The organism is Enterobacter sp. MGH 37, assembly GCF_000534515.1.
In the GTDB taxonomy this organism is placed as follows: Bacteria; Pseudomonadota; Gammaproteobacteria; order Enterobacterales; family Enterobacteriaceae; genus Enterobacter; species Enterobacter kobei.
Map to the genome: position 1 here is coordinate 1,852,317 of NZ_KI973206.1, position 17,071 is coordinate 1,869,387.

A 17,071-nucleotide genomic window follows, 5' to 3' on the forward strand; every position below is an offset into this window, starting at 1 on the left:
ACAGAAAAGTGCGCACGATTTATTGATCGCTGCAAAAATGGTCGGGAGCGAGGTGCCTGTTTGCCGGATAGCGCATGCGCTTATCTGGCAAACAGAACGGGAGATTACTTTTTGGCCTGACGCGTCATCACGGTGCGATACACCTTAAAACGGCCGGTCTGGGCGATCACTTCGTGGAAGCCAAAGGTTTCATCCAGCACTTTCGGATACGCCAGGAAGGCGTTCGCGACGATACGCAGTTCACCGCCGCTGTTGAGGTGACGGGTCGCACCACGAATCAGCGCTTGCGCCGCTTCGAGGCTGGTCTCCATACCGTCGTGGAACGGCGGGTTAGAGATGATCATGTCAAAGCGGCCGGTCACGTCAGAGAAGACGTTGCTGGCAATAACATCGCCTTCAATGCCGTTTGCGGCAAGCGTTGCACGGCTGGCTTCTACCGCCGGGGCGCTCACATCACACAGGGTTAAACGGACTTTAGGCGAATGGCTGGCAAGCACCGTTGAAAGTACGCCCGCGCCGCAGCCCACGTCCAGCACTTTGCCTTTGGTGTGTGGTGTCAGGGTAGAAAGCAGCAGCTTACTGCCGGTATCCAGCGCATCACGGCTGAACACGCCCGGCAGGGTTTTGATGGTCAGGCCGTCAAGCTGATACTCGTCCCAGTAGGTGTTAGCATCGAATTCTGTCTGTTTTTCCAGACGACCATGGTACAGACCGCAGCGACGCGCACTGTCGACTTTATTCAGTGGCGCATAGCCTTCCAGCATCTGTTCAGCACTGCGCACGCCGCTGCGGTTCTCACCGACAACGAAAATGTCGCAACCCACCGGCAGCAGGGAGAGCAGGTTCATCAGCTGAAACTGGGCTTCCGGCTTGTTCTTCGGCCAGTAGTAGATCAGCGTATCGCAGTCAGCAATATCGCGCTGCTCCGCCACCAGGCTAAAGCGCGCGCGCTCGCCCATCTGACGGCTCAGCACCTGCCAGTGGTGGTAGTATTGGGTATGGGCACGGCTTTCAGCACAGTCGAAACGCGCAGGCAGATCATCCTGCATATCTCCGGCAAACAGAATACGGCTTTCTTCGAAATCATCACTGTGACGCAGCAAGACTTCACTTGCCGGGGTAAATGCAGACATGAATTGTTCCTCAATAAACTCAGGCGGGGATTATAGTAGGTAGATGGCGCACTTTCGACACATTTGCTATATTTGCGCGCCTGAGAGACAGGAGTTTTCGCTATGACATCCCGACGAGACTGGCAGTTGCAGCAGCTGGGCATCACCCAGTGGGCCTTGCGTCGCCCGACGGCGTTGCAGGGCGAAATCGCTATCTCCATCCCGGCGCACGTCAGGCTGGTGATGGTGGCGGAAGAACTGCCTGCCCTGAATGAACCCCTGATTGGTGATGTCCTTCGCAGCCTGAAGCTGACTTCCGACCAGGTTTTACAGCTGACGCCGGAACGGGTGGCAATGCTTCCTCCTGAGAGTCGGTGTAACAGCTGGCGCATCGGAGAGACGACCGACATCTCTCTTCAGGGGAGTCAGATCTGCTCGCCAGCGCTGGACGAACTGAAAGCCAACCCAAAAGCGCGCAGCGCGCTATGGCAACAAATCTGCGAATATGAACACGATTTCTTCCCTCACGACGCCTGACCTGACCACCGCGTTCGCGATTGAAACACGCGCCCACGCGTTTCCGTGGAGCGAAAAAACGTTCGCCAGCAACCAGGGCGATCGGTACCTCAACTACCGGCTGGACGTTGACGGCACTATGGCGGCGTTTGCCATAACGCAGGTCGTCCTTGATGAGGCGACGCTGTTTAACATCGCGGTTGACCCTGCGTTTCAGCGCCGGGGACTGGGAAGAGAACTGCTTGAGCATCTCATTCGTGAGCTCGAAACCCGTGACGTTTTTACCCTCTGGCTGGAGGTGCGCGCGTCGAATGTCGCCGCCATCGCGCTCTATGAAGGCTTAGGCTTTAACGAGGCGACAATCCGCCGTAACTACTACCCCACCGCAGAGGGACGTGAAGACGCCATTATTATGGCTCTGCCAATTGGATAACAAAGATAAGGTTGTAACGATGAAATGGGACTGGATTTTCTTTGATGCCGACGAAACGCTGTTTACCTTTGACGCGTTCGGCGGCCTACAGCGGATGTTTCTCGACTATAGCGTGACCTTCACCGCTGAAGATTTTCAGGACTATCAGGCGGTGAACAAGCCGCTGTGGGTGGATTATCAGAACGGCGCCATCACCGCGTTACAACTCCAGCACCAGCGTTTTGACGCGTGGGCGGAACGCTTAAACGTCAGTCCGGGCTCGCTGAACGAAGCTTTTCTCAATGCGATGGCAGAGATTTGCTCCCCACTGCCGGGCGCGGTTTCCCTGCTGGATTCTCTCAAAGGTAAAGCGAAGCTTGGGATCATCACCAACGGCTTTACCGCGCTGCAGCAGATCCGCCTTGAACGCACCGGCCTGCGCGATCATTTTGACGCGCTGGTGATCTCCGAAGAGGTGGGTGTGCCGAAGCCGGATCCGCGAATTTTTGATTATGCCCTGGCGCAAGCCGGAAATCCTGACCGCGACCGCGTGCTGATGGTAGGGGATACCGCAGAGTCTGATATTCTGGGGGGTATGAACTCCGGTCTGTCGACTGTCTGGCTGAATGCGCATGGCCGCGTGAAGCCTGAAGGCATTGAGCCGACCTGGACCGTCACGTCGTTGAACGAACTGGAGCACCTCCTGTGTAAACAATGATTGCCTGCCCCCCATTGATGGGTAAAATAGCCGCAATTTTGTATTCCATGACGCGTGGCGTGCTGCCGCGCTTATAAAAGAAGATTTAATTATGACGTTGTCTCCTTATCTGCAAGAGGTGGCCAAGCGCCGTACTTTTGCCATTATCTCTCACCCCCACGAATCACCCCTCATTAAGTAAAATAAAAACCTGTCAGATTTTTCAAATTCCTTTCACAAATCACCTGCCATTCCTGCCGTATCAACGATTCATTACTTTATTTCGCTTTAATTCCTTTCAATTGATCACGCTTTAATGCGATTGCTTTTAGCAAAATTCTGTACATGTGCTTGTACATAATGTACAAACCGAAGATGATTTTTTAAGTTTGTACAAGGTGGTTTATGGCGCTGTCTGATACATGGTTGCGTTCGGTCGCAGGGAAGGAACGCGAAAAAGTAATGGTAAAATCCGATCGTGATGGCCTGTCTGTCAGAGTGTCACCGAAAGGACGTGTTGTGTTTCAATATCGTTATCAGTGGGCCGGGAAAGGCGAGCGTATCGATATTGGCTCTTATCCTGCTACCGGGCTCAAAGAGGCTCGCGATGAAGTGATCCGGTTGCGTGGTGAGCTGGAAGCTAACCGAAATCCCAAGTTAGTCAGGATGGCTGAAAAACGGCGTGCTACAGGCGCGTTAACCGTTGAATCGGTGATCAGGGCTTGGTATGACACCTACTGTCTGAAAAATAAGAAGGGTGCGGAACAAATTCTCAGGTCCTTCGAAATTCACCTATTCCCCAAAATTGGCAATTTGCCGCATGATATTGCCAGCCTTCACGACTGGCTGGAGGTTCTGGAGCCAATCAGCGATCGATTGCCTGGAATAGCTGACAGGCTACTGGTGAATGCAAAGCAGGCTCACGTATGGGCTTTCAAAAGAAAGCTGGTGGAGAATCGGCCTTTATCCGATATAACCAGCAAAGATATGGACATCAAAAAAGGTCAGGGTGAAAGATTCCTGAGCCATGAAGAAATCAAGATCCTATACGGTGCCGTTGATGGCTCCCGCTTAGTTCCCAAATACAGAGTCTTTATTAAGCTGCTGCTGCACTTTGGTTGTCGGCCTGCTGAGCTGATTGGAGCCAGAGTGAGTGATTTCGATCTAATCAGCAAGGTATGGACGGTTCCAGCTGAGCGGCATAAAACAGGAGCGGTAACTGGGAAGCCACTCAAGCGCCCAATTATCGGGCCAGTCGAAGAGTTAGTGAAGTATGCCATTTCCATGAATAATGGCTCAGTTATGGTATTCACGAAAGAGAATAGCCGGGAGCCGGTTGGCAGATCGTCATTGCAGTCATTGCCATATAACCTGACGAAATATGCTTGGCGGCGGCTGGGGTATCAGTTCCCACATTGGTCTCTGTACGATTTGAGAAGAACGGCTAGAACAAATTTTTCTGATCTGACAGAGCCACACGTTGCTGAAATAATGCTCGGCCATAAACTGCCAGGTGTCTGGCAAGTTTATGACAAGAGCGATTATATGGAAGAACAACGCAAAGCCTATCAGGCGTGGTGGGATCGGGTGGAATCTCTCGTTACTGGATAACTCCGGCGAACCTGTGAATTTTATGTGCCGCCCATTTGTTTGGGCAGGATTTTATATCCGGGTCCGGGAACTCGGGGCGGTACTTCTGGCCGGTTTTACCGTTGATGCTGTTCCAGCGCAGCACCGTTGACACCGAAACTCCGCAGTAATCGGCCACCTGTTTTGTTGTCATTAAATCGCTCATATGTACCTCACACCATACTCAAGCCACGGCAGTGACACCATACTTCAAACATGCGCTTAACCACTTCCCGGCAGTAAAGCCCCTGAATATCCCTCGGCAGGTCGTAGCGGCTTCCGTGTCGCTGGCGGACCCACATTTCAAAAATTTCGTGCATCTTTATGTTCTCCCGAACCTTTTGTCACCCAGGCCTCGTCCATTCACTCTTTTCACATGACCATTACCCCAGACATTCGGAGCGTTAATTCTTGATGGTGTTTTGGAATAATTCTCCTGCAGGACTGCTGTTACCATCCACCCGATTGCATCCTCACTTCGTGATTTGCTGGCCGAAACACCACGCTTTCTGTAGCTTTCCATTAAGAAATCAGCCTCATCAGAGGTAAGATGTTCATGTTTGAATTCACTAAAAATCTCGGCCATCATTTCACCTCCACACCGATCCCGGCGGTCACACAAGCCCGTTCAATCGCGTCTTTGACCCAGCGACGGTATGTTTCTGGGTGGAACACCTGGCTTTTACCCGTACCACTCCAGAATGCTTTTGAGCTGGTATCTGGCAGGGTGATGGTCAACTGTTTACCAATGGTGACATCGCTACCCACCCGCACCCATTTTCCATAAGTCTGTGACTCAAGACGTTGCAATAATTCCCCTATGCTCAGTGGCGCGATAAGCTGCTGGCGCAATCGCTCGATCTCCGCCGCCATGTAGTAGCCTGTTTTGCTCCAGTTATTCATAATGTCGTCTGTATAACCGGCACCTAATACGGCCATATATTCCGCATCGCGAAAATCTGTGCTGCCGTTAGTGATCGCTATGTGGCAAGCACTTTCCGGGGTTTCATGCCAATGAAGCAGTACCACGGGGTTGGTAATTTTGTTCATTGTGCAGTCTCCTTTTCGGCCTCAATAATGCTGTCGGCCATCATCATTAGTGAGCCGGCCAAGTCGTCGTAATCGGTCCATGCGCTACTTTCAAAGAACTGCGCAGCGAGTACCGGAGCGAGCTGGCAGACCAAATGCTGACGGTAGGTCATACCGAAGGGTGTTGCGTTACTGGGGCATGGGTATGCAGGTTGTTGGCCTTTACTCATCGTTTCGCCTCCCGCTGCACTGTCTTGTAGGCCCGCAGCGCATCACGGGTTTTCCCTGAGATATGCGTTTTCATGAAGAAGCTACCGCGCCGTTCGCTGACTACACCAGGTACCAGAAACAGGGTGGTATCGACCAGCCTGTTATGTTTCCGGAACTCAAAAATAGTGCTGGTAATTATCACTGCTGCCAATGCGCCGTAATCGTTAAACTCGATTTTCATTAGCGTACTCCGATCGGTTTTTCTGCTTGCAATTCTTCGCGTTCTTTAACGTAGCGGTCATGCATGGCATCCCATTTCTTGCACCACCTTTCCATTTCACGTTTACGTGCCAGAATGCGGCGTAGGCGACGGATGCAACGCTGGTGGGCCATGAAATACTCATGGGTTACGCCACCGCGTTGCCAGCAATTCAGTTCCGGATTCAGTGGATGGACGGCCAGCACATCAGGATGCCTGCATTGAAAACCTGAGGCTTCAAACGCCCAGGTCGTCATAAAAAACGCCAGATAGCGGATCGCAGTGTCACGGCTAAAGCACTTCTTGATACGTCCATGGCGTTGAGCCACGAACAACGGACCAACGGGCGTGTCGTGTTTCTTTAAGGCCAGGTCAATCACGCTGGCGGTGCGGTTGTCGATCATCTGCTTATTTCTCCCGAATAACGTTCATGACTCATTACTTCCCAGCTCCGGCCATCGTCTTTCGATAACAGCCTCCAGCGTGGGTTAACTTTCAGGCTGAGGTAGCCAGTACGACGCATGCGTCGTGCATATATGCGCTTACGCCGATATCGCTGCAGAACCTGCATCGCCTGCAGGTGTACCCGCTCAGGAATTCGGATTGCTGTCAGTGCCACTGGCTCCGCCCTCCGTTATGCCTTCAGGCGGAATAACCATCCAGCCAGTCTGTCGGGCCAGCGCCAGAAATCCTGATAAAGTGTTGATATGCTCGGCTTCACGCAGTGGGTAATCGCAAATCTGGCGACCTTCTTTGATGTGAACCACCACTCGCCCGGTAAATTCCGGGGAGACATGCAGATCTACATTCAGCAATGGAAGTGGAATTAGCTTTCCGCGATGTAATATTGACTGCTGGTTAGCTTGCATTTTGTGCTCTCCGTTTTTTCATTGCTTCTTCCGCCAGTGTTTCAATCAGTGCATCCATGAAATACACGGCATCAAGCGTTAATTTGCTTTTCCCGAGGCAATCAGCGTAATGACCGGAAATAATTGATTCTGCTTCGGTACGTTTATGAGTGTCGTAAATCATTTCTTCGAAAAGCTTTATCAGTGCCTTCGTCAATAATTCTTCGGTTAACTCGACCGGAAACAGCGTGCCGTTATCAAGCTTCGCCATCTGGATGTTTCCACCCGTCCTACGCATAACAGAATCAAGCTTTGCCTGAACAAGATGACGGCGGCGAATTTCAATTAGTTTTTTCACGTCGTTCAAACTCCGAATCCATCCATGTAGAAACCTGAGCCGATAAATCGAGGCAGAGGCCTGATAGGGAAATTATTTGCTCAATATCCATATCAATAATGTTTGAGTTGATTAGTTCCATTAAGTGATAAAGGTTATCGGCTGTATTTTTAGCGGTTTCGATTGAACTATCTTTGTTAAGCATAATCAGACTCCGTAAGCTTTACGCATGAAAAGGTCAGATATATGGCGGTACTCCTCGCCATAGTCCATAAAGAAAAGACATGCCGTTTTGTATGCCGCTTTATCTTTGATGAATGTCATTTTTAAAATCATCCTGTTTTCAGGTTGCAGGAAGCCACACCAGTTAAGGCGTAATTAAATTTATTGTGTTATTTAATTAAGTTTTTCTTGGATGCTTTTTAATTCATTGCAAGATTTAGACTCGTAGTCACGAATCGTATCGGCCAAATATGTTTCTTGTCGTTCATTATCTTCATCAGTGAAATATTGCTCACAATAAACGGCAGTAAGTGCCTCTAACTTTCTTGCCGTAATAGCAACATCAAAGAAAAGATCGTCAATGTCGCCTATCGTTGAGCGGGCATCAGCTAGCAGTGTCATAACACGATAAAGACCTTCGCCAGTCTGTTTATCATGCTCGCCATTTTCGAAAATATCAGTGATGATTTTCTCTGCTTGGTCGATTGCGTTGTTTGTTGAGATATTAATCATTTGCTTTCCCTCATTCCGCTGTGATAGTGAGATTCATTTGAAATCTTATTAGTCACCATGGCTAAGTCAGCTAATTCAGCAATGACACCCGACAAGGAATTAATTTTGTCATTACTTTCTTTTGAGCCTTCGCTCATTTCCATAATTTTTAAGCTAATAAAATTTATTGCTTCAAGTAATGAAGTCGTTTTGTTTTCTGCCTCACTGGCGAGTTCAGTTACATTAATGTCTCTGGTTAAGTCAATTTCGATTAACTGGATAATGCTATTCACGCTCATAATGTACCTCATTGATCGCTCTGATAGGTACATTATGTACCTTAAAGGTACACTGTCAAGCATAAAAAAACCTGCAATTGCAGGTTTCTTAATTTATTTTATGGTTTGTTTCTGTATCTTCTTGGTTTTCCTGAAAATATAACAGTTCCAATGATTGAACAGTTTCCATCAATTTTTATATATGGCTCAGGCCAATTTTGATTGAGTGCCTTGAGGTACCTACTGCCACCATCTTCTATAAGTCTTTTGAAAGTCGTTTCACCGCTATCATGCATCAAGGCAACTACATCATCACCATGAACAGAAGGTACCTCAGGATCAACAAATATCATATCTCCCGGGCGGTATTCCTCAATCATAGAATCACCTATAACCCTGAGGATATAAGTCATCGGCCCACATGGCACAGGGCATGGATAGGTTTCAGTGCTGTACAAATCAACCTCTTGTTCATCCACCTTTGTCCACGCGCCAGCTTGTACCCACGAGATGACGGGGACCATCCGAATATTTCTATTAGTATCTGAAACATCTGGATTTTTTGCAACATTCGTTGTTTGGTGCTCTTGATCTAGCCATCCAAGAGGCAAGTCGAAACATTTTTCAATGTGTCTTGCCATAGCATCACCAATGTTTTTGGTTGCACCATCGCTCATAAACCGACTGGTTTGAGTAGGCTCACGATCGATCATGTTGGCAAAAAATGAGTTTCCACCAACACCATCTCGTAATTTTCTGGCGTTTAGACGCCTGATTTCATGAACAGTTTTCATACGGTTATTCTCTCAGGTTGTATCCGTGCGGTACAAGTTCCTTTACGGTTCATTATTTTGATGTAATATGTACCACGGAGGTACATCGAATGAAAGCGTACTGGAACTCATTAACCAAAGAGCAGCAGACCCATCTAGCTGAAAGTGTTGGCTCCACGCGGGACTATTTACGCTTAGTTTTTAACGGGCATAAAAACGCAGGATTCAACCTCGCAATACGGCTTGAGCAAGAGACTGCTGGGGTGATTACAAGATCAGAACTGCGCCCAGATATTTATCAATCCTCCGCGAACAAGTTTGGAGCGTGACATGTCACCGGAAGAATTTATCAAAAAGCACATCACGGATGCGCTGGTAGGTGAAGGCTTTCCGGCGGAGATCGCCAGGGGGGGGGGCTGAATATGGCGCTGATTATTATCGGCGCTGTTCTCAGGCCAGCCGGAAGGGAAGCATGTTCGCTGATTGTCTTTTCCGTGCCCGGCAGTGGGCCCTTGGACAGACAACACTGGCTGAACGTAGCGCAGGAAAGAAGCGCGTCTCCCGTAAGGGACAGAACAGTCTGTTTTAACCGGAGGCGATATGTACACGGATTATGTGCAGGTTGAAATGCCATCGCGTTACAGCCAGGCAGACGCAGCATGGATACAACAGCAACTACTGGGTTTACCTCCATCCCTGAGGCGAAAAGTCTCGCTGAAGTATGCAGAGGTTTACGAAATCACGTTTGACGCTGAACCCGTGTCATACCGCAAGGAGAACCGGGCAAGGCATGAAGCCAATGTGAGGCTTCGCCGGTTCGTTGAAACACACGGCCGTGCAATTCAGGGGTATACGGCTCTGCCACCCCTGGTTGGAACGCAACACCGCACCAAATGATGCCGGGCTTAAAGGTGTCCGGTTGCAGTCTGACTTAAAGGTGTCAGCTGCTGGTGGGATGGTAGCTCCCGATTGCCTTTTACTGTCTCATTGTACTCTTTTGCTAGTACATGAATAAGGGAGAGGTAAGAGGGGGGTAAGGGGGGAGATCGGAGAGGGATGGGAATAGGCCTTTTCCAGAAGGCAGCTCCATTGGTTAGGTAGGTGCAGATCTCAGAGACAGAGCCCAAAAATGCCGCTGTACTAGCAATGTAGTACGCATCTGGTCGGGTATGAAATCGGGAAAGGTTTTTCCTGGAAGAGTGAAATGTAGAGGGGTTGATAATGTTGAACATCACACCGAATTTTGCACAGGAACGCGCACTCAATATGCTGCGCCGTGACTGGAAGGCATACGAATCTTTCATGATGTATATGCCGACCGGCAGCGGCAAAACTGGTCTGGCTGCTTTCGTTGCTGCTGGTCTGGTAAGTCGTGGTATGCGCGTTCTGTTTGTCGCCCCTTATACCATCCTGATTAACCAGACGGCGCAGCGCTTTGCTCAGTATGGCCTACCGGAAGACCAGATCAGCTTTATCTGGCGTGACCATCCGAACTATGACCCGAGCCTGCAGATTCAGATCGCCAGCGCTGACACGCTGATCCGCCGCGAATTTCCTCAGGATATCGATCTGCTGATTGTTGATGAAGCCCACCTGCGCAAGCGTCGCATTCTGAAAGAGATTGAACGGATAACCACAAAAACCAAAGCGAAGGTTATTGGCCTGTCCGGAACCCCGTTTTCACCCTTCCTGGGGAATTACTACCAGCGTCTGATTAAACCGACCACCATCGGAGAACTTATCCAGCGCGGCGATCTGAGTAATTACGAATTTTTCGCGCCAACTAAACCGGATCTGAAAGGCGTTAAGACAAAAGCCTCGATGGAGTATGGCAGCGACTACGACGAAGCACAGCTGGCGGAGATTATGTGCGGCTCCGATCTGGTGGGTGATATTGTCGATAACTGGCTGCGTAATGGCCGTGACCTGCCGACGGTGGCGTTCTGCGTCAATAAGGCCCACGCCAATTACGTCACTATGCAGTTCAACAAAGCCGGTGTTAACGCCGAAGTCATGGTCGCTGAAACGCCGCACGAAGAACGACAGCTGGTGATCCACCGTTTTGAGACGGGCGCTACAAAAATCATCGTCAGCGTCGGCGTACTGGTGGCGGGCTTCGACAGTGACGTTCGTTGCATCATTTACGCCCGACCTACAAAAAGCGAAATTCGCTGGCTTCAGGCGCTGGGCCGTGGTCTGCGAACTGCCCCGGGGAAAGATGCCTGCCTTATCTTCGATCACAGCGGTACCGTGCATCGCCTGGGATTTCCTGACGCCATCGAGTACAACGATCTTCCCTCCAAAAACGACGGGATGAAAGAAGCCGCAGCTCGCAAATCCGAAGAACGGGAGGAAAAACTCCCGAAGGAATGCCCGGAGTGTCATTTCATGAAGCCTGCAGGTGTCTACGTCTGCCCGAAATGCGGATTTAAACCGCTGGTCGGCGAGGATGTGGAAACCGATACGCAACGCAATATCAAAAAGCTCAGCAAGGGCGAAAAGGTTTACACCAAATCGGACAAACAGTCCTGGTGGAGCCAGATCAAATTCTATCAGCGCCAGCGCACTTCGATGGGGAAACCCATCAGCGATGGCTGGTGTGCGCATACATTCCGCGAAAAGTTCAATGAATGGCCCAACGGGCTGAGCGATTTTCCGATGGAGATTACCCCGGAGGTAAATAACTACATCAGGCACAAACTCATCAAATTTGCGAAGGGGCGGGAGAAGGCCGATAGCAAGGCGGGTGAGCCCGCCGACAGTCCGGCCACCACAAGCCGGATTATCAGCGCAAAACAAAAGGTTGAAAACATTCGTAGTATGCTGGGGAGAAGAACAGCGTGAAGACAGCAGAAGCGGCAAAAGGCCGCTGGACGGAAATTCTTGAACATTACGGCTTGCCGCCGATAACAGGGAAAAATCACTACAAGGGAGAATGTCCGGTATGCGGCGCACGCAGCAAGTTTCGCATTGACGACCGCGACGGCGCCGGGACGTGGATCTGCGTATGTGGCAGCGGCGACGGCATGAAACTACTCTCCCTCACGCAAACCGGGAAGACTTTCTCAGCACTCTGCGCGGAGGTGGATCAGCTCATTGGCAATGACTACCGCCGGGAGAAAATCCCGGCCAACAGCTCGGCGGCGAAGATACGCCAGCGCGCCATCAGTAAATTCGCGAAGCTGCTGCCCTTGCGCGGTACCAACGGGGAAGGTTATTTGCGCCAGCGCGGGATCAACAAATTACCCTCTGAGGCGATCCGGTTCTGCGAAAAGCAGCGCCATGCAGGCAGGATTTATCATGCTCTCTATGCTCTTGCCACCGATGATAAAGGTGAGCTGTGCTATCTCCACCGGACCTTGCTCGAAGGGGATCGGAAAGCGCCGCTGGGCGAAAGCGCCAAACGGCAAAAATCCCTGCAGGAAGACAACTACCTCGAATACGCCCGCTCGGTTGCCATTCGCATGTTTCCCGTGTCCTCAACGCTGGGGATCGCAGAGGGGATCGAAACTGCGCTCTCCTGCTATCAGATTTATGGCGTGAATACCTGGGCGGTCATGAACAGCAATTTCATGAAAAAATTCCGGGTGCCGGCAGGGGTAAAACATCTGATCGTTTTCGCTGACATGGACAAGCATTCTGCCACTGGTCAGGCGGCGGCGTTTGAGTGCGCCCACGCCAATCTGCTGGCGAAAAATGACCTTGTGAAAGTCAGCGTACGCTGGCCGGACAACGGTGACTTTAACGATATGCTCATGAATGGCGATGAGGTTCGTGAGCTGGTCTTCTACAAGAAAAAGGTGGCCGCATGATTAATTTGACGAGAGAAGACGAGCAAACAATCTGTGAATATATTCGTGCCGCCCACAGTGGTTATACCGGCCCTGTTTTCATTGACATCAACAGGCTGTCTCAATTGCACATGTCCCGTAGCCGATTGATTGTTGCAGCGTGCATTTACCGCCAGAGTGGCAGTTGGAGTTTTTTGGGTAGTGTGGATTCTGAGGGGAAAGAATAATGCGTGATATTCAGATGGTACTTGAGCGTTGGGGGGCGTGGGCGGCCAGCGGTGGCACCAATATCGGCTACCCTCGCATAGCCGCAGGTTTATCCCGGTTGCTGCCCGCCAGCAGAGCAGGCAGGCCATCGTGCTGTGATGATGACGGAATGTACATCAATGAGGCCATGATCCGTCTCAGAAAACACGATGAGTACCTTTGTTCACTTCTGGAATGGCATTACATCGACAGCATGACGTTACGTGCCATGGCAACGAAACTTGGCATTTCCCACAACCATGTATCGGTTCGACTTCAGGCTGCCGAGAGCTTTATTCAGGGCTCTCTTTGCACCCTCGACATTAAGCTAGAAATGGACAGGGAGTGCCAAAAGGAATATATCCTGCCGCCGAAACTGAAAGGGGTTGTGTAATTACAAAAACCGCTTTAATCTGTTAAGAGTGGTCACTTCGACACAACGCTTAATAATCGAGCCCTGCCAGAAATGGTGGGGCTTTGTCGTTTCTGGAGCCTGCATGTCTCAACAAATTACTGAGCAATTGGTTTTTCGTCCTGCCAGTGAAAAATTGACGCAGGAGCTCGACGGTAAATGGGTTCTTCTGCTTAACCCCTGCGATGGCTGGCATATTGCCCACGTACTGGCATTCGAAGAAGATGGTGAAGTTTACCATGTCGGTGCGTACGAGTTTGCTGGTGGCGAGTTCGAGCCGCATGAGTTCTATGTTGCCTGGGCGTTGCTTCCAGATTCAATAAATCTGTCTAATCATTTTGAAGACCAGCGGTTGCCCCCTGAAATACGAGAGGCGCGCTGGCGCGAATGGGTAGATAAAATTAAGTAGCGCATGCATGAATACATTCATCATTTGTGCATCCGGCCCGTCTCTCAATAAATCAGATTGCGAACTGATCTCCGGATCGGGGCTGCCGGTTATTGCTGTTAACTCCACCTGGCGAGCCGTGCCTGATTGTGAATACATTTACGCGGGTGATCTGCGCTGGTGGGATGCAAACATCGATGTTCTGCCGTCCTCCGCCTCTCGCTGGACCTGTAATTACCGGGCTCATAAACGCTATGGGCTAAATCTGTTTGATACAGATACCCGGTGGGCCTTCAACTCCGGGCAGCGCTCAATTCTGTTTGCTGCCAGCCTGGGGGCGAAAAACATCATCCTGTTAGGGTTTGACTGCTCCATTAATGGCGGCAGTCACTGGCATGGTGATCACGTCGGGCTGGATAACCCTACAGCAGAGAGCGTTACACGATGGCGCGGGGAGTTTGCCAGTACCGCCAGAGCGCTGACCGGTAAGGTGAATATCATCAACAGTAGCCGCCAGACAGCGCTTAAGTGCTTCCGGCGTCTCGGCCTCAATGAGGCTTTACGCGAGGTAGCATGTTAAACGTTCCTCTATTCATTGAAGGCATGCTGGGTATGGGTGACAACATCTACCAGCGCGCTTTCGTTAAGCAGTTGCCCGCCGGTAGTTATATCCGGACTGCCTGGCCTGAACTGTATGAAGATTTACCCGTTCTGCCCGTTCGCAGTTTTACAACGCTCCGGACGCAGCGCAAAAACGAATACCGGACGCAGGCCGCTTTTCACCTGCCGCCAGATATGCGCCAGACAAAACGAATTTTCTACGGTCCGGATCATCTACGGCGCGGTTCAATATTTGACGCGATGCGCCAGCAGTTTGGCACCGAGCCGTCAGAACTTGATTTGCCGTCTTACGGACCCGCTGAATTTACGTCGGAAAAGCCGATCGCGGTAATTCGTCCGGCAACTGTTCGCAGCGAGTGGCGCAGTGACTCCCGTAATCCTGATCCGGATTACCTGCTGCAGGCATCCCGGCTACTGAGAAAGCATTTCTGCGTAATCAGTGTGGCTGACCTGCAGGAGGGGGAGGAGTGGGCCGTCGGTGAACTTCCCGAAGCAGATCTGCGCATGCACTCCGGCCAGCTCAACTTCAAATCGCTGATGCGCCTGATTGAGCATGCCGCCGTGGTGGTTACGCCGGTGGGCTGGGCACTTCCTGCTGCAATTGCCTATAAAACGCCGGTGTACGTTGTCGCTGGTGGGCGAGGTGGTCACAACGCCCCAGAAATCGTAACCGATCGGGCGATGGACCTTTCTCGTGTTGGCTGGGCAATTCCCGACAATTACTGCCGCTGTGAAGCATGGGATCACCACTGCGACAAGCGGATTTCAAATTTCTCCGATAAATTCGAGGCCTGGCTCCATGAAGTCGTTTTATCAGGAACTGGAAAACGGGCTGGTATTTTTACCGGAGCTGGGGATCGGACGTTACCCGGTTCCGTTATCACGCCCGTATGACGAGCAGTATTTCGAGAAGTATCAGCAGCTGGCCGACACCGAAACGGGCAGAGCTTTAACGCAATCCCGTATTGAGCTGGTGGAGCGCCATTTTCACGGCCCTGTTCTCGACGTTGGTATCGGTGCCGGTCAGTTCGTCTCTACCCGACCGGGAACGCTTGGGTATGACGTTAATCCGGCTGGTATTGCCTGGCTGAACGAGCGGGGCGCATTCGCAGATCTCTACGCCAATAAGTGGCGAGCACTGACGATGTGGGATGTACTGGAACACATCGACGAGCCGGAGCTGGCGGTACAGCAGGCCAGTGAATACGTGTTCGTGTCGATCCCGATTTTCACTGATGCCGGAGACATTCTCCGATCCCATCATTTCAGAAAGAACGAGCACATCTGGTATTTCACTGATGAAGGTATCAGGCGCTGGTTTGCAGAGCAGGGCTTCACCTGCGCAGAGCAAAACACAATCGAATGTCAGTTAGGGCGTAAAGGCGTAGCCTCGTACGCTTTCCGTAGAATTTAACTTTTTCCCTTCACACACAGCACCCCGAGTCCGGAGGTGTGGAATGCACAGAACTATGCCTGACAAAATCGCATCGATAGCGGGGTACTGTACATCCGGCGGCCTCATTTGCTGGGGTGGCATAGCAAAATGGATACATGACCTTGACTGGAACCTTGTCGCAGTCGTCGGCGGCTTCGTTATTGGCTTGCTGACTTTCTTTGTTAACTTTTACTTCAAACGCCGTCAGACAAAAGCCTATGAGGCAGCGCTGGCGCGTGGCTATGTTACCCCTCCACCGCAGGACAACTAATCATGGCATCAATGAAAAGCAAGCTCAGCGCGGCCATGCTTGGGCTATTGGCTGCTGGTGCCACTGCGCCGGTGCTCATGAGTCAGTTTCAGGATGAAAAAGAAGGCACCAGCCTGGTTGCTTATCCTGATGCTGGTGGCATGTGGACGATTTGCGGCGGTGTGACTCGCGTTGACGGCAAACCCGTGGTTAAGGGTATGCAGCTGACGCGCCAGCAATGCGACAAAATCGACAAGGCAGAACAGGCAAAAGCTTTGGCCTGGGTGGAAAAAAACGTTCGAGTTCCGCTGACCGAGCCACAAAAAGTCGGTATAGCGTCCTTCTGCCCCTGGAACATCGGCCCCGGAAAATGCCTGCCGTCAACGTTCTGGAAAAAGCTCAATGCTGGTGATCGGTCCGGTGCATGCGCAGAGATAAAACGATGGACCTATGACGGAGGTCGCGATTGTCGTATCCGCTCGAACAATTGTTACGGGCAGGTTCTACGCCGTGACCAGGAGTCCGAACTGGCGTGCTGGGGGCTTGATAAATGACCCTGAAAACTTGGTTGCTTCTTGGCGTTGAGTTGCTGCTGTCAGGAATCATTATTTTTGTGCTGCTGGGGCAGGTTAGCGAACAGCGTGGCAGGGCAGAAAAAGCAGAGCAAGAGGTCGATGGTCAGCGGCAGGTGATAGCCACTCAGGCTTTTAACATCAATCGTTTCAATCAGATTGCCGACTATACCAACCGGAACAATTCACTGATTGATGCCAGCTCCGATAACACGGTTATCGAATACCGGGAGATCCTCCGCCGTGAAAAAACTTGTGATCTGCCTGTTCCTGCTAATGTCGCTGGTGGGCTGCTCGAATACACGCACCGTCTACGTGCCAGCGCAATGCACACCGATTCCGGGGACGCTGACGCAGCCGGTGATAGCGCCACTACCCCCAGCACGCTGACGTATTGCCAGGCTGTTCTCTGGATCAAGCCGCTGCTGGCCGCTATCGAAAAAGCGAATAACCAGCTGGCGGGCATTCGCCAAATCGAGCATGACCGGCAGTGATGTTTATTCCCTTATGCGGATAAGTAACCATATATCCCTTTAAGGGGA

General features: G+C 51.1%; 30 protein-coding genes and 2 pseudogenes. 17 read left to right on the forward strand and 15 right to left on the reverse strand.

Annotated elements, in window-relative coordinates:
* Positions 1-104 precede the first annotated feature (104 nt).
* Entirely contained in the window at positions 105-1,133 is a 1,029-nt protein-coding gene (gene rsmC / locus L383_RS02555; RefSeq protein WP_014882445.1) for a 16S rRNA (guanine(1207)-N(2))-methyltransferase RsmC, read from the reverse strand.
* Positions 1,134-1,235: 102 nt separating this feature from the next.
* On the opposite strand from rsmC, the gene L383_RS02550 reads away from it, so the two are divergent.
* The 5 genes and pseudogenes from L383_RS02550 (at position 1,236) to L383_RS02535 (ending at position 4,348) form a co-directional block, all read left to right on the forward strand.
* Entirely contained in the window at positions 1,236-1,649 is a 414-nt protein-coding gene (locus tag L383_RS02550) for a DNA polymerase III subunit psi (RefSeq protein WP_014882446.1), read from the forward strand.
* Positions 1,618-2,061 carry a ribosomal protein S18-alanine N-acetyltransferase gene (rimI, locus tag L383_RS02545; RefSeq protein ID WP_023331971.1) on the forward strand — a complete coding sequence of 148 codons (444 nt, stop codon included), beginning with the start codon at positions 1,618-1,620 and terminating at the stop codon, positions 2,059-2,061. Before L383_RS02550 ends, rimI begins: the two co-directional genes overlap by 32 nt.
* Before the next feature lie 19 nt (positions 2,062-2,080).
* Positions 2,081-2,758: a pyrimidine 5'-nucleotidase gene (gene yjjG / locus L383_RS02540; RefSeq protein ID WP_023331972.1), complete on the forward strand. Its 678-nt coding sequence runs from the start codon at positions 2,081-2,083 to the stop codon at positions 2,756-2,758.
* A 91-nt stretch (positions 2,759-2,849) separates the two neighbouring features.
* Positions 2,850-2,915, forward strand: a pseudogene (locus tag L383_RS26590) (hypothetical protein); the annotation flags it as partial.
* 227 nt (positions 2,916-3,142) lie between these two features.
* On the forward strand, positions 3,143-4,348 hold the full coding sequence (locus L383_RS02535; protein ID WP_023331973.1) for a tyrosine-type recombinase/integrase: 1,206 nt from the start codon (positions 3,143-3,145) through the stop codon (positions 4,346-4,348).
* Here the strand turns inward: L383_RS02535 and L383_RS02530 are convergent.
* The 14 genes and pseudogenes from L383_RS02530 to L383_RS02485 form a co-directional block, all read right to left on the reverse strand.
* Positions 4,338-4,532 (reverse strand): helix-turn-helix domain-containing protein, encoded by a 195-nt coding sequence (locus L383_RS02530; protein ID WP_023331974.1) that lies wholly within the window; start codon positions 4,530-4,532, stop codon positions 4,338-4,340. The genes L383_RS02535 and L383_RS02530 overlap by 11 nt on opposite strands.
* Positions 4,533-4,539: 7 nt before the next feature.
* Positions 4,540-4,686 carry a hypothetical protein gene (locus L383_RS26140; RefSeq protein WP_023331975.1) on the reverse strand — a complete coding sequence of 49 codons (147 nt, stop codon included), beginning with the start codon at positions 4,684-4,686 and terminating at the stop codon, positions 4,540-4,542.
* A gap of 2 nt (positions 4,687-4,688) precedes the next feature.
* On the reverse strand, positions 4,689-4,955 hold the full coding sequence (locus L383_RS0124330) for a hypothetical protein (protein WP_023331976.1): 267 nt from the start codon (positions 4,953-4,955) through the stop codon (positions 4,689-4,691).
* Positions 4,952-5,122: pseudogene (locus L383_RS26440) on the reverse strand (ATPase); the annotation flags it as partial. The pseudogene L383_RS26440 and the gene L383_RS0124330, both read right to left, overlap by 4 nt.
* Positions 5,123-5,412: 290 nt before the next feature.
* Positions 5,413-5,625: a hypothetical protein gene (locus L383_RS02520; RefSeq protein ID WP_023331978.1), complete on the reverse strand. Its 213-nt coding sequence runs from the start codon at positions 5,623-5,625 to the stop codon at positions 5,413-5,415.
* The gene (locus L383_RS02515) at positions 5,622-5,846 is read right to left on the reverse strand and encodes a hypothetical protein (protein WP_023331979.1); all 225 of its coding nucleotides are present in this window, start codon (positions 5,844-5,846) and stop codon (positions 5,622-5,624) included. Before L383_RS02515 ends, L383_RS02520 begins: the two co-directional genes overlap by 4 nt.
* On the reverse strand, positions 5,846-6,268 hold the full coding sequence (locus tag L383_RS02510) for a hypothetical protein (protein ID WP_023331980.1): 423 nt from the start codon (positions 6,266-6,268) through the stop codon (positions 5,846-5,848). Before L383_RS02510 ends, L383_RS02515 begins: the two co-directional genes overlap by 1 nt.
* Complete coding sequence (locus L383_RS26445) at positions 6,265-6,483, reverse strand: ParE family toxin-like protein (RefSeq protein ID WP_252081293.1); 219 nt, start codon at positions 6,481-6,483, stop codon at positions 6,265-6,267. Before L383_RS26445 ends, L383_RS02510 begins: the two co-directional genes overlap by 4 nt.
* Positions 6,455-6,733, reverse strand: a complete 279-nt coding sequence (locus tag L383_RS02505; RefSeq protein ID WP_023331981.1) for a hypothetical protein — start codon at positions 6,731-6,733, stop codon at positions 6,455-6,457. Before L383_RS02505 ends, L383_RS26445 begins: the two co-directional genes overlap by 29 nt.
* Positions 6,723-7,070: a hypothetical protein gene (locus L383_RS02500; RefSeq protein ID WP_023331982.1), complete on the reverse strand. Its 348-nt coding sequence runs from the start codon at positions 7,068-7,070 to the stop codon at positions 6,723-6,725. The genes L383_RS02505 and L383_RS02500 overlap by 11 nt, the downstream gene beginning before the upstream one ends.
* Entirely contained in the window at positions 7,054-7,254 is a 201-nt protein-coding gene (locus tag L383_RS02495) for a hypothetical protein (RefSeq protein ID WP_023331983.1), read from the reverse strand. Before L383_RS02495 ends, L383_RS02500 begins: the two co-directional genes overlap by 17 nt.
* Before the next feature lie 191 nt (positions 7,255-7,445).
* A complete protein-coding gene (locus L383_RS0124335; RefSeq protein WP_023331985.1) occupies positions 7,446-7,784 on the reverse strand; it encodes a hypothetical protein in 339 nt (112 codons plus the stop codon).
* Complete coding sequence (locus L383_RS02490; RefSeq protein ID WP_023331986.1) at positions 7,781-8,062, reverse strand: hypothetical protein; 282 nt, start codon at positions 8,060-8,062, stop codon at positions 7,781-7,783. The genes L383_RS0124335 and L383_RS02490 overlap by 4 nt, the downstream gene beginning before the upstream one ends.
* Before the next feature lie 98 nt (positions 8,063-8,160).
* Complete coding sequence (locus tag L383_RS02485; protein ID WP_023331987.1) at positions 8,161-8,835, reverse strand: LexA family protein; 675 nt, start codon at positions 8,833-8,835, stop codon at positions 8,161-8,163.
* 89 nt (positions 8,836-8,924) lie between these two features.
* Between L383_RS02485 and L383_RS02480 the strand changes: the two genes are divergently transcribed.
* From L383_RS02480 to L383_RS02425, 12 genes are all read left to right on the forward strand, one after another.
* Positions 8,925-9,143 carry a YdaS family helix-turn-helix protein gene (locus tag L383_RS02480; RefSeq protein ID WP_023331988.1) on the forward strand — a complete coding sequence of 73 codons (219 nt, stop codon included), beginning with the start codon at positions 8,925-8,927 and terminating at the stop codon, positions 9,141-9,143.
* A gap of 271 nt (positions 9,144-9,414) precedes the next feature.
* A complete protein-coding gene (locus L383_RS26450) occupies positions 9,415-9,711 on the forward strand; it encodes a hypothetical protein (protein ID WP_023331990.1) in 297 nt (98 codons plus the stop codon).
* Between the two features lie 324 nt (positions 9,712-10,035).
* Positions 10,036-11,658: a DEAD/DEAH box helicase gene (locus L383_RS02470; protein ID WP_023331991.1), complete on the forward strand. Its 1,623-nt coding sequence runs from the start codon at positions 10,036-10,038 to the stop codon at positions 11,656-11,658.
* On the forward strand, positions 11,655-12,626 hold the full coding sequence (locus L383_RS02465) for a DUF7146 domain-containing protein (RefSeq protein ID WP_023331992.1): 972 nt from the start codon (positions 11,655-11,657) through the stop codon (positions 12,624-12,626). The genes L383_RS02470 and L383_RS02465 overlap by 4 nt, the downstream gene beginning before the upstream one ends.
* A 205-nt stretch (positions 12,627-12,831) precedes the next feature.
* Positions 12,832-13,245 (forward strand): antiterminator Q family protein, encoded by a 414-nt coding sequence (locus tag L383_RS02455; protein WP_023331994.1) that lies wholly within the window; start codon positions 12,832-12,834, stop codon positions 13,243-13,245.
* A 103-nt stretch (positions 13,246-13,348) separates the two neighbouring features.
* The gene (locus L383_RS02450; RefSeq protein ID WP_023331995.1) at positions 13,349-13,672 is read left to right on the forward strand and encodes a hypothetical protein; all 324 of its coding nucleotides are present in this window, start codon (positions 13,349-13,351) and stop codon (positions 13,670-13,672) included.
* 7 nt (positions 13,673-13,679) lie between these two features.
* The gene (locus L383_RS02445; RefSeq protein WP_023331996.1) at positions 13,680-14,231 is read left to right on the forward strand and encodes a motility associated factor glycosyltransferase family protein; all 552 of its coding nucleotides are present in this window, start codon (positions 13,680-13,682) and stop codon (positions 14,229-14,231) included.
* Positions 14,225-15,166, forward strand: coding sequence for a hypothetical protein (locus L383_RS0124340; protein ID WP_032629700.1), 942 nt, complete (start codon positions 14,225-14,227; stop codon positions 15,164-15,166). Before L383_RS02445 ends, L383_RS0124340 begins: the two co-directional genes overlap by 7 nt.
* Positions 15,072-15,686, forward strand: a complete 615-nt coding sequence (locus tag L383_RS02440; RefSeq protein ID WP_023331997.1) for a methyltransferase domain-containing protein — start codon at positions 15,072-15,074, stop codon at positions 15,684-15,686. Before L383_RS0124340 ends, L383_RS02440 begins: the two co-directional genes overlap by 95 nt.
* Positions 15,687-15,741: 55 nt before the next feature.
* A complete protein-coding gene (locus L383_RS02435) occupies positions 15,742-15,978 on the forward strand; it encodes a class II holin family protein (RefSeq protein ID WP_369796247.1) in 237 nt (78 codons plus the stop codon).
* A 2-nt stretch (positions 15,979-15,980) separates the two neighbouring features.
* Complete coding sequence (locus L383_RS02430; RefSeq protein WP_023331999.1) at positions 15,981-16,511, forward strand: lysozyme; 531 nt, start codon at positions 15,981-15,983, stop codon at positions 16,509-16,511.
* On the forward strand, positions 16,508-17,023 hold the full coding sequence (locus L383_RS02425) for a hypothetical protein (RefSeq protein ID WP_023332000.1): 516 nt from the start codon (positions 16,508-16,510) through the stop codon (positions 17,021-17,023). The genes L383_RS02430 and L383_RS02425 overlap by 4 nt, the downstream gene beginning before the upstream one ends.
* Positions 17,024-17,071: the final 48 nt, after the last annotated feature.